The sequence below is a fragment of the Thermococcus sp. M36 genome, from assembly GCF_012027355.1.
Lineage (GTDB): Archaea > Methanobacteriota_B > Thermococci > Thermococcales > Thermococcaceae > Thermococcus.
Map to the genome: position 1 here is coordinate 1 of NZ_SNUH01000330.1, position 395 is coordinate 395.

The 395-nt window shown below is 27.3% G+C and carries 1 protein-coding gene; it reads right to left on the reverse strand.

The window, feature by feature from the left end:
* The coding region (locus tag E3E36_RS13095) for a hypothetical protein (protein WP_206203739.1) at nt 1-229 on the reverse strand (229 nt) is incomplete at its 3' end.
* Nucleotides 230-395: the final 166 nt, after the last annotated feature.

The following is a 395-nucleotide window of genomic DNA, read 5'->3' on the forward strand; positions in this document are numbered from 1 at the left end:
TGTTTCTATAAAAAGCAAAAGAAGGTTTTTCTATTTGTATTGATATACAAATATTTCCATTGTCATAATCAAATTGTAATCCGTGTTTTTTATAGTGGTCTGTAACGTCTGAGCTATAACTGTAAGAATAAAATTCAAAATCACTACCTAAAACTTCATTAATATTTTTTTTTAGTGCTCCTATCTTAAATTGACCTGCTGATACGTAAGGCGTTAATTGTAAGTCCATTATTGCTTCTTTAACTGTGGAACAATATTTTCATAATAATAATCTTTTGCTTGCTTTACTGCACTTTCATTTACTTGATATCCAGCTTTTTTTTGTGCAAGTCTATAATCATCTTCTACAAATTTCCACAAATCATCGAATTTTTGTTCCTTTATTAATTGTATTT